The organism is Amycolatopsis sp. NPDC104775 (assembly GCF_055583325.1).
In genome coordinates, this window is sequence record NZ_JBVJOE010000008.1 from 412,753 (window position 1) to 423,104 (window position 10,352).

General features: G+C 70.4%; 11 protein-coding genes. 7 read left to right on the forward strand and 4 right to left on the reverse strand.

Annotated elements, in window-relative coordinates:
* Positions 1-43: 43 nt before the first annotated feature.
* Complete coding sequence (locus ACZ63D_RS32525) at positions 44-2,284, reverse strand: helicase-associated domain-containing protein (protein ID WP_465358166.1); 2,241 nt, start codon at positions 2,282-2,284, stop codon at positions 44-46.
* Between the two features lie 92 nt (positions 2,285-2,376).
* Between ACZ63D_RS32525 and ACZ63D_RS32530 the strand changes: the two genes are divergently transcribed.
* From ACZ63D_RS32530 to ACZ63D_RS32545, 4 genes are all read left to right on the forward strand, one after another.
* On the forward strand, positions 2,377-2,556 hold the full coding sequence (locus tag ACZ63D_RS32530; RefSeq protein ID WP_409184729.1) for a hypothetical protein: 180 nt from the start codon (positions 2,377-2,379) through the stop codon (positions 2,554-2,556).
* A 147-nt stretch (positions 2,557-2,703) separates the two neighbouring features.
* Positions 2,704-4,098, forward strand: a complete 1,395-nt coding sequence (locus ACZ63D_RS32535; RefSeq protein WP_465358167.1) for an NAD-dependent malic enzyme — start codon at positions 2,704-2,706, stop codon at positions 4,096-4,098.
* Between the two features lie 90 nt (positions 4,099-4,188).
* Positions 4,189-4,659 (forward strand): cyclic pyranopterin monophosphate synthase MoaC, encoded by a 471-nt coding sequence (moaC, locus tag ACZ63D_RS32540; protein WP_078560995.1) that lies wholly within the window; start codon positions 4,189-4,191, stop codon positions 4,657-4,659.
* 92 nt (positions 4,660-4,751) lie between these two features.
* A complete protein-coding gene (locus ACZ63D_RS32545) occupies positions 4,752-5,654 on the forward strand; it encodes a molybdenum cofactor biosynthesis protein MoaE (protein ID WP_465358191.1) in 903 nt (300 codons plus the stop codon).
* A gap of 150 nt (positions 5,655-5,804) precedes the next feature.
* Here ACZ63D_RS32545 and ACZ63D_RS32550 read toward each other — a convergent pair whose 3' ends face one another.
* From ACZ63D_RS32550 to moaA, 3 genes are all read right to left on the reverse strand, one after another.
* Positions 5,805-6,434 (reverse strand): transglycosylase family protein, encoded by a 630-nt coding sequence (locus ACZ63D_RS32550; RefSeq protein WP_465358168.1) that lies wholly within the window; start codon positions 6,432-6,434, stop codon positions 5,805-5,807.
* A 663-nt stretch (positions 6,435-7,097) separates the two neighbouring features.
* The gene (locus ACZ63D_RS32555; RefSeq protein ID WP_465358169.1) at positions 7,098-7,349 is read right to left on the reverse strand and encodes a MoaD/ThiS family protein; all 252 of its coding nucleotides are present in this window, start codon (positions 7,347-7,349) and stop codon (positions 7,098-7,100) included.
* Positions 7,350-7,383: 34 nt separating this feature from the next.
* Complete coding sequence (gene moaA, locus ACZ63D_RS32560) at positions 7,384-8,448, reverse strand: GTP 3',8-cyclase MoaA (RefSeq protein ID WP_465358170.1); 1,065 nt, start codon at positions 8,446-8,448, stop codon at positions 7,384-7,386.
* 86 nt (positions 8,449-8,534) lie between these two features.
* Here moaA and ACZ63D_RS32565 point away from each other — a divergent pair, with 86 nt between their 5' ends.
* From ACZ63D_RS32565 to modA, 3 genes are read left to right on the forward strand one after another with little or no spacing between them, the layout of a single operon-like run.
* On the forward strand, positions 8,535-8,993 hold the full coding sequence (locus ACZ63D_RS32565) for a MarR family winged helix-turn-helix transcriptional regulator (protein ID WP_465358171.1): 459 nt from the start codon (positions 8,535-8,537) through the stop codon (positions 8,991-8,993).
* 33 nt (positions 8,994-9,026) lie between these two features.
* Complete coding sequence (locus tag ACZ63D_RS32570) at positions 9,027-9,431, forward strand: TOBE domain-containing protein (RefSeq protein ID WP_465358172.1); 405 nt, start codon at positions 9,027-9,029, stop codon at positions 9,429-9,431.
* Complete coding sequence (gene modA / locus ACZ63D_RS32575) at positions 9,428-10,231, forward strand: molybdate ABC transporter substrate-binding protein (RefSeq protein ID WP_465358173.1); 804 nt, start codon at positions 9,428-9,430, stop codon at positions 10,229-10,231. Before ACZ63D_RS32570 ends, modA begins: the two co-directional genes overlap by 4 nt.
* The last annotated feature ends 121 nt before the right edge of the window (positions 10,232-10,352 follow it).

The window sequence follows — 10,352 nt, forward strand, 5'->3', positions numbered from 1 at the left end:
CGCCGCCCTCGACGCAGGGCCGCGCAACCTCCGACCGGCGCGGTCAGTCCTCGACCAACGCGGCGGAAGTGATGCGGTGCAACGGATACCGCTCGTGGTTCGCGCCTTCCAGCACTCCGCCGCCGACCCGCAGCGGGCGCACCACCCGCTGGCTCGCCGTGCCGCGCGAATCGACGAAACCGATCCACACCTCGCGTTGCTCCAGCGTCGCACGGGACAACAGGTCCAGCGTCGCCGTCGTGTCCGCACCGCCGCCGCCCGGCGCACGGACTGTCGAACCGCGTCGTCGCGCCGAAGCCTGGTCTCCCGCGCGGAGGTTCGACACGATTCGCGCCGCCTGTTCGACGGTCAGCACCGCCTGTTCGCCTGGCCGCGCGCGAGCCGCCCGCGCTCGAGCGGGAAGCCGGCGGCCGGTGGGGCGCAGGTCGACGACCCGGCCGTCCGGACCCTCCGCCGCGGGAGCGAAACCCGCGCCGCGCAAGGCTTCCAGGACCTCCGCCAGCGGGGCGGAACTGATCAGCACCGTGGGCGCGATCAGCCGCAGGTCGTATTCCGCGGCTACTGGGTTCGCGAGCACCTCGGCGAGCAGCGCCTCGTCGTCGCAGCGCAGGAACGACCCCGCGGTGCCGCCGCGCAAGCGGCCGTGGCGGCGGGCGACGTCGTCGATCAGGTACGTGAGTCCTTGCGGCACCGGGGTCGCTGACTTGTCGCGGAACATCGCGTGCAGTTCGTCCGCGGTCCGTCCGGTGTCGAGCGCGCGTCGCACCGAGGGTTCGGTGATCCGGTAAACCGTTGCGTGCCCGGCGGATTCGACGTCCGCGACCGCGGCCATGTCCGCCGCCAGTTCCGGCTCCAGCGGACCCGGCGCGACGACTGTCAGGTCGGCTTGCACCAGCACGTGGTCGACCGGCGCGGGCAGTGCGTCATGCATTGCTTCGACGGCGCCGGAGCGGTCGTCCTCCAGCAGCAGCCGCGTGGCGGTGGTGAGAGCGCCGAGACCGACGAGGCCCAGCGCGGTCGCCTCGGCCATCGTCCAGCGGACGGTTTCGTCGCGCAGCCGGCCACCTCGCCGGGGCGCGCGCCAAGCCAGTACGGCCACCAGTTCGTCCACGCTCTTCACGCCCGCGCCGGGATTCAGCTCGGCCAGCGCGGAAAGCACGCGGTGCCGCGAAACCGGAGCGAGCGGACGGCGCAATTCCTCCGACAGCGGCGCGATCGGCTTGTCCTTCGCGTCGCGGCCACCGGCGAGACCGGGCAGCCGCGGGAGTTCCAGCCACGCCTGCGCGAGGGTCATCCACCGCTGCACCGACGGCGAAGCGAGCCAGCTGTCGGTGAGCATGGTCGGCACGTACTCGGGGGCGGTGTTTTCGCTGTCCGCGACGAGTCCCGCGCCGACGACCAGTTCCACGAGCAGCGTCGCGCGGGTCTCGTCGATTTCGAGATCCTTGGCGACCTTTTTCAGCTCGCGTACTCCGAGCCCGCCCGCTTTGAGTACCGGCGGCGGCGAATCCGACCACATCCGCAGCAGGGATTCCGTCTGCCGCAACAACTCCATCGCCTCGCCGGCCGCCGTTTCGTCCACAGTGTCCGTCCGATGTGGATGGACGGGCAGCTCCGGTTCGACCAGCGTGTCCGGTTCGAAGGCGCGCCCGCCGCGCAGCAGCAGGCCGAGTTCGCGGGGCAGTTCGACGGTCTGGTCGTCGCGGCGCAGCAGCAGGCCGCGAGCGAGCAGCTTCTGCACCGGCGTGGCCGCGTCGGACAGCCCGACGTCGAAGCTCGCGTCGCGGGTGCGGCCGATCGGCGGCCCGGCGGCCAGCGCGGTGAGCACGGCCCGCTCGTCTTCGCCGATCTCCGCGAGCCGCGCGTCGATGTCCGTGGCGGCCAGCGCGGGCGACGACGCGCCGAGCCCGGCGGGGAACGGCCCGAGTGCGTCGCGGGCCGCGGGCGGTACTCGCAGCTCCTCGTCGGTGCCCCAGACCAGAGCCCGGGCGCGCAGCCGGGCGAGCGGTTCGCTGACGTCGTGGCCGACCAGTGCGGTCACCGCGGACACCGGCGCCGGCTCGACATCGGCACCGGCGACCAGCAGCGCGTCGATCACCGCGAGGGTGAACGTGTCGAGGTCTTCGCAGGCGCGCGCGACCGACCCCGGCGTGCCCGCGCGAGTGGCGAGCACGGTCGTGTCGGACGGCGGAGGGGTGGACAAATCGCGACGTGTGCGCAGCAGTTCGGCGAGTGCGTCGTCGGACTCCGCACGCAGCCAGTCCGCCAGAGAGGTCGCGGGCATAGACACCCAGGATACCGGGCGGGTGCGCGCGCACGAGCGGTGTTCGGGCAGACTGTGGTCGAGTTTGCCGGACGAGGGCCTCGGAGGAAGCAGTGGCGAAGGGCGACAAGCAGAGCAAGGGCATCGACCCCACGTGGCCGGGCGAGCCGGGCGAGCACCCGGTGACCGAGCTGTCCTCGGACCGGCAGGGAGCGCTTTCGCCGTTCGGCGACCTGACCTTCCCGCTCGACACCGTGCCGTACGTGCACCCGGAGACCGAGATCAACCGCTGACCTGCGGACCGCGTCCGGGAGCGCCGCGCGGGCGGCGCTCCCGAGCGTGAAGTTACTGGTCAGTCACCCGGTTGGGGTCGGGTGGCGCGGGTCACCGGACTAGATTCGAGCCGTCCGAACTCACACCACCTGCGGGGAGTACGTGTCATGCCGGTTCCCGGTCCCGGGTATTCGATCACCGTCCGGGTCGAGGCCCCGGCCTCGTCCACGGCGGCGGGCGATCTCACCACCGCGGTCGGCCGCGTCGGCGGCGTGCTGACGGCGTTCGACGTCGTCGAATCGCACGCGGACACGATCGTGGTCGACATCAGCGCCAACGCGCTGTCGGAAAACCACGCGCAGGACATCACCCAGGCGCTCGATTCGCTGCCCGGCGTGCAGGTGCGCAAGGTCTCGGACCGGACGTTCCTGATCCACCTCGGCGGCAAGATCGAGGTCAGCCCCAAGGTCGCGCTCCGCAACCGTGACGACCTCTCCCGCGCGTACACGCCGGGCGTCGCCCGCGTCTGCCAGGCGATCGCCGCGAACCCCGAGGACGCGCGCCGGCTGACCATCAAGCGCAACACCGTCGCGGTGCTCACCGACGGTTCCGCCGTGCTCGGCCTCGGCAACATCGGCCCGGCCGCCGCGCTGCCGGTGATGGAGGGCAAGGCGGCGCTGTTCAAGAAGTTCGCCGGCGTCGACGCGTGGCCGGTCTGCCTGGACACCCAGGACACCGAAGAGATCATCATGATCGCGAAGGCGCTCGCTCCGGTGTACGCGGGCATCAACCTGGAAGACATCGCCGCGCCGCGCTGCTTCGAGATCGAGAAGCGGCTGCGCGAGCAGCTGGACATCCCGGTCTTCCACGACGACCAGCACGGCACCGCGATCGTCGTGGTCGCCGCACTGCGCAACGCGCTGCGCGTGGTCGGGAAGAACATCGAGGACTGCAAGATCGTGGTCAGCGGCGTCGGCGCGGCCGGGTCGGCGATCATCCGGCTGCTGCTGCGCAAGAACCCGGGCGACATCGTGGCCGCCGACATCGACGGCATTGTCTACCCCGAGCGCGGCAACCTCGACGACAACCTGACCTGGATCGCCGAGCACACCAACAAGGACCGCAAGTCCGGCACCCTGCACGACGCGCTGGTCGGCGCGGACGTCTTCATCGGCGTCTCCGCTCCGAACCTGTTCGGCGCCGAGCAGGTCGCCACGATGAACGACGACGCGGTCGTCTTCGCGCTGGCCAACCCGGACCCGGAGATCGATCCGCTGGAGGCGCAGAAGCACGCCGCGGTCGTCGCCACCGGACGCAGCGACTTCCCGAACCAGATCAACAACGTCCTGGCCTTCCCGGGCGTCTTCCGCGGCCTGCTCGACGCCGCCGCGCACAACATCGACGACAACATGCTGCTGGCCGCCGCCGACGCGATCGCCGACGTGGTGGACAACGGCAAGCTCAACGCGTCGTTCATCGTGCCGAGCGTGTTCGACAACGCGGTGGCCCCGGCCGTCGCGGAAGCGGTGCGCAACGCGGTGAAGGCCGAACGCGCCAGCTGACCCCCGGCTCGACCGTCCGTGAGGGGAACCCTGATTCCGCAGGGTTCCCCTCACGCACTTGGGGCGAAGTTGCGCAGTAGCCTCGCGGGCGTGAGTGAACTCAGCCATGTCGACGAGTCCGGCGCTGCCCGGATGGTCGACGTCTCCGGCAAGACCGCGTCCGCGCGCACCGCGCTGGCCGGCGGGACCGTCCACACCACGGCGGAGGTCGTCGGCCTGCTTTCGGCCAACGGCCTGCCCAAGGGCGACGCGCTGGCGACCGCGCGGATCGCCGGGATCATGGGAGCCAAGCGGGTGCCTGAGCTGATCCCGTTGTGCCACCAGATCGCGCTGTCGGGCGTCAAGGTGGAGTTCGAGCTGGCCGAGACCGCCGTGCATATCAGCGCGACGGCCAAGACCAAGGACGTCACCGGGGTCGAGATGGAGGCGCTCACCGCCGTCGCGGTCGCCGGGCTGACGCTGCACGACATGATCAAGGCCGTCGACCCGGCCGCGACGCTCGACAATGTGCGGCTGCTCCGCAAGGACGGCGGCAAGACCGGAACCTGGGAGCGGCCGTGAACCCCGCCGACGGACTTTCTTCCCCGGAGGCGGCGACAAACACCGCCGAAGGACCTTCTTCCGCGGAGGCGGCCAGGAACACCGCGCGCGTCATCGTCGCCTCCAACCGCGCCGCGCGAGGCGTCTACGAGGACAAGACCGGCCCGGTGCTCGTCGCTTGGCTGGCCGACCGCGGCTACGCCGTGCCGCCGCCGGTCGTCGTCGAGGACGGCGATCCGGTGGGCGTCGCGCTGCGGGCCGCGGTGGCCGACGGCGTCCAGGTGATCCTCACGACCGGCGGCACCGGCATCTCGCCGACTGACCGGACCCCGGACGTCACCCGCGCGGTGCTGGACTACGAGCTGCCCGGCGTAGCGGACGCGATCCGCGCGGCCGGGCTGCCGAAGGTGCCCACGGCTGTCTTGTCGCGCGGCGTGGCGGGAGTCGCGGGCCGGACCCTCGTGGTGAACCTGCCGGGGTCGAGCGGCGGCGTGAAGGACGGTCTGCGGGTGCTGGAGGACATCCTCGGGCACGCGGTGGACCAGCTCGCCGGTGGAGACCACCCGCGCGAGGCCGCGCCAGCGGGCCCGGCGGTCCGGATCCTGCGAGCGGACGTGAGCGACCAGCCGCTGTCGGTCGAGGAACACGCGCGGCTGGTGGAGGACGACGCGGCGGGTGCCGTGGTCACGTTCTCCGGCGTGGTCCGCGACCACGACGGCGGCAAGGGCGTGCGGGATCTGACCTACGAGGGCCATCCGACGGCTCGCGACGTGCTCGCCGAGGTGGTCAACGACCTCGCGGCGCGCTGGAAGGGCGTGCGCGCGGTGGCGGTGAGCCATCGGGTCGGCGCGCTGACGATCGGCGACGTCGCGCTCGCCTGCGCGGTCGCCGCCGAGCACCGCGGCCAGGCGTTCACCGCCTGCGCGGAGCTGGTGGACGAGGTGAAGGCGCGGCTTCCGGTGTGGAAGCACCAGCACTTCACCGACGGCACCGACGAATGGGTCAACTCGCCCTGACGCCCTCGGGAGTGTCCACCGCGATGAACACTCCCGAGCCCGGACACGACGAAGGGCCCCACCGCCAGGGGATTTGACGCGGTGGGGCCCTTCGGGCGTTCTGTCACAGCAGCCGCTGCGCCGGAACCAGCCTCACGAGGAGGCCAGGGTTCACTTGGTGGCGAGCTTCTGGCCGACCACGATGAAGTTCGCGTTCGACACGTACTGCTTGTTCAGGTCCTGCAGCTTCTGGTAGCCGCCCTGGATGTTGTGCTCCTTGGCGATCTTCGAGAGCGTGTCGCCAGCCTTGACGGTGTAGTCGCCGTTCGGGTTGGAGTTCGCCACGAGCGCGGCCACCGGCTGGGTGACCTGCTTCTTCGGGGCGTCGCTCTTCGGGGTCGCCTTCTTGGCGGTGGTGCTCTTCTTCGGGGTCGCCTTGTGCGCGGAGGCCGAGCTGCCGGCCTTCTTGCTGCACACCGGCCACGCGCCCGGGCCCTGGCCCTGCATCACGCGCTCGGCGACAGCGATCTGCTGCTCACGCGACGCGCCCTGCGGGCTTCCGGTGCCGCCGTAGGCCTTCCAGGTGCTCTGGGTGAACTGGAGACCACCGTAGTAGCCGTTTCCGGTGTTGGTGTTCCAGTTGCCGCCGCTCTCGCACTGCGCGATGGCGTCCCAGTTGGTCGCCGACGCGGGGGTCGCGGCGATCGCGAGGGGAGCGCCGACCGCGATACCCGCGACTGCGACACGGGCGATGGTGCGGGTGGCGGCGGACATCTTGCGGTGCTTGCCTCGGTAAGACATCTGAAAACTTCTCGCTTCCTGCGCCTACGAGCTTGCTGCTGCGGGTCGGGTTGGGAGCCCGTCCGCCCGTTGCCGGGCGGCTGACGCGGACGTCGCACGACGCGCCGTCTTCGTCCCCTCGTCTCTGTCCGGAAATGCTTTCGCTCGGGGTATGGGTCCGGGGATCCGTTGGACAGAGCTGGGCGCTACGGATTCCCGGTGTTGCGTGGTCGGTCGGGGCCAACCGAAAAGCGACGGTACGTAATTCTCGGCGTGATCGGAAATCATTCGAGGTGTGACCTACGTCACAGTAACGGCATGCAACCTGTCTCGATCCGCCTGTTTTCGCAGGTCAGAGCGCCGTTATCTGGCCGTTTTCTTGCCGAGATATTTCACGGATCGTGAGGCTTGGGTCACGTCGATAACGCGTCAAGGGGCCATTCGCGGCAGATAAGGGCGAGCACTCTAAACCACTCGTCAACTGTCGGCCACTGCCCGCCGAGTGGTTCTTTGAGCTGCGCGAATACGCCGTGAGCGAAACGCTTCGGAGAGTAGGGATAAAGCGTATCGACCGCTCAGCACGCCAGTGCCGCCATTCACCGTGGTCCGGACCAATCGGCCGGAAACCGCCGCTCCGGCGGTCAGCGCCGCGTTCAGCCGGGTGAACGGGGGCTTTCCGGGCGCTCATCCGCCGGCGAACGGCGGGAGGACGTCCAGGCGGGCCCCGTCACTGAGCGCGCGGCCGCGATCGCGGACCGCCACCTCGTTGACCAGGAAGCTCGCCGCGTCGAGAACCCGGGAAAGTTGCCCGGGGTGCAGCTCGCGCAGCGTCTGGACGGCATCGGCGACCGTCGTGCCCGCCGCCAGCTCCACCTTCTCCTCCTCAGTGCCCGCCGCGGCCCGCGCCGAGGCGAAGTACCGGACGACGATCGTCATCGGGGAAGAAGACGCCTGGGGAGAGGTCATGGGCTTAGCCGCCGATCGCGCTCATCGGCCGGATCGGCTGCGCGAAGCCGGCCTCGTTGATCTCGTGGCCCGCGAGCTTGCGCCACATCGTGGCCCGCCACGCGTCCGCCACCTCCTCATCGCGCGCGCCCGCGCGCACGAGGGAGCGCAGGTCCGTCTCGTCGTTCGAGAAGAGGCAGGAGCGGACGGCGCCGTCGGCGGTCAGCCGGGTGCGCTCGCAGGCGGAGCAGAACGGCCTGGTCACCGACGCGATCACGCCCACGTCGCCCGGTCCGCCGTCGACCAGCCAGCGCTCGGCGGGCGCTCCGCCGCGGGGAGCGGGGAACGGGGAGAGGGTGAAGGCCTCGCCGAGCATCGCGAGGATCTCCTCGGCGGTGACCATGTCGCGGCGGTTCCAGCCGTGCTGCGCGTCCAGCGGCATCTGCTCGATGAACCGCAGGTGGTAGCCCTCTTCGAGGCAGAACCGCAGCAGCGGCACCGCCTCGTGCTCGTTGTATCCGCGCATCAGGACGGAGTTGATCTTCACCGGCGACAGTCCGGCGTCGCGGGCGGCGGCGAGGCCGGCCAGTACGTGCGGCAGCCGGTCGCGGCGGGTCAGTTCGGCGAAGCGCTCGCGGTCGATGGTGTCCAGCGACACGTTGATCCGGTCGAGCCCGGCCGCAACGAGGCCGGGGGCGCGTTTGGCCAGCCCGATCCCGTTGGTGGTCATGGAGACCCGCGGCCGCGGGTCGAGCGCGGTGATCCGCTCGATGATCCCTTCCAGGCCCGGGCGCAGCAGCGGTTCGCCGCCGGTCAGCCGGATGTCGGTGACGCCGAGCGTTTCCACCGCGATCCGCATGAGCCGGACGAGTTCGTCGTCGGTGAGGACCTGCTCGCCCGGCATCCAGTCGAGGCCCTCGGCCGGCATGCAGTACGTGCAGCGCAGATTGCAGCGGTCGGTGAGGGAGACCCGCAGGTCGGTCGCGACGCGGCCGAAGGAGTCGACGAGACCGGGGTGCTCGGGACGGGGCGCGCCGGAGGGGCCTCGGTTGCCGGGGACGCGAGGAAACCCGAGATGTACTGCTGTCATTACGCTCAGGATAGCTTGCGAGGCCTGAAAAGGCAGTCTTGCGAAAAGCGGGGAAACCACCCTCGGTTCCGATGTGGAGGCACTCGGTGAGCACCGGAGAGACCAATAGTGAGCTGACTCACTTCGCGGCGCTCGCGGCTCGGCTGCGCACGCACACCGTCCTCCAGCACGCTCGCGACGCCGCGCTCGAAGGGCTCTCGGCGACCGAACTGCAGGCGCTCGAACTCGCCGGGCAAAGCACGGATTCCCTTACCCCAGGCCGGATTGGGCAGCTCACCGGCTTGTCGACGGGTGCGGTGACCGGGGTGCTCGACCGGCTCGAGAAGGCCGGTCTGGTGCGGCGCGAACGCGACCGGACCGATCGCCGGAAGGTGCTCGTGACGATCACCGACGCGGGTTCGCAGCGGCTCGGCGCGATCTCCGCGCGAGTCGAGCGGCGGCTCGCCGGGGTGCTCGCGGACTTCACTTCCGAGGAACGGAAAGTTCTCGGGCGTTATCAGTTCGCAATGCTCGAAGCGTTACGCGAAAATGCGCGGCCCGCATAGCTTTTCCGCATCTGCGGGGATAATGTTCCGGCCATGCCGCAATTTCGGTTGTCCGAGGCCGCTCGCCTGCTCGGCGTAAGCGACGACACCGTCCGCCGGTGGGTCCGCGCGGGCCAGCTGACCGCGACGGACGACGCCGCCGGCCGCAAGGTCGTCGACGGCGCTCAGCTCGCCGGGTTCGCGCGGGCGCAGGCCCAGGAGCCGGACGACCCGTCGGCGGTCGGCCGCTCCGCCCGCAACCGCTTCGTCGGGCTCGTCACCGAGGTCGTCACCGACAAGGTGATGGCGCAGGTCGAACTGCAGTGCGGGGCGCACCGAGTGGTGTCACTGATGAGCGCCGAGGCGGTCCGCGAACTCGGGCTGCGCCCGGGCGTGCTCGCGGTCGCCGTGGTCAAGGCGACCACCGTCGTGGTGGAAACCCCGGAAGGATCCAGATGAAGAAGCTCGCCCTCGCCGCCACCGCGGCGATCGCGTTGTCCGCCGCCGCCTGCAGCTCCGGCGACCAGCCCAGCTCGAACCCGGGTGCGGGTTCCGCGTCCGCGCCCGCCCCCGGCAGCGCGAGCGGAACGCTGACCGTGTTCGCCGCGGCCTCGCTCACCGAATCGTTCACCGTGCTGGGCAAGCAGTTCGAGGCCGCGCACCCGGGCGTCAAGGTCACCTTCGACTACGAGGGTTCCTCCGCGCTCGTGCAGAAGCTGGACAACGGAGCCAAGGCCGACGTGTTCGCCTCGGCGGATCAGAAGAACATGGACAAGGCCGTGCAGGACGGCGTCATCGACGGCCAGCCGACCGTGTTCGCCACCAACAAGCTCGCGATCGCCGTGGCCAAGGGGAATCCGAAGGGCATCAAGACCTTCGCCGATTTGACCAAGCCCGGCCTGAACGTGGTCGTGTGCGCGCAGCAGGTGCCGTGCGGTTCGGCCACACAGAAGGTCGAGCAGACCACCAAGACCACGCTCAAGCCGGTCAGCGAGGAGACGAACGTCAAGCAGGTGCTGGCCAAGGTCCAGTCGGGCGACGCCGACGCCGGCCTGGTGTATGTCACCGACGCGACGTCGGCGGCGGGCAAAGTGGACAAGGTCGACTTCCCGGAGTCCTCGGGCGCGGTGAACCAGTACCCGATCGCGGTGGTGAAGAACGCTCCGCAGGCGGCGCTGGCGAAGCAGTTCGCCGACTTCATTCTCGGCGAGCAGGGCAAGGCCGAACTGGCCAAGATCGGGTTCGGCCCTGGCAAGTAAGGCGGGCGCGGGGGGGGGGGAGGAGGGGGGGGGGGGGGGAAGGGGGGTGCCCTCCTCGTTCCCCGAGCCGTCCGCGCTCTGCTCTTTGTTGGCGTCCGTCTTCTGGCCTCCCTGTTTTTTC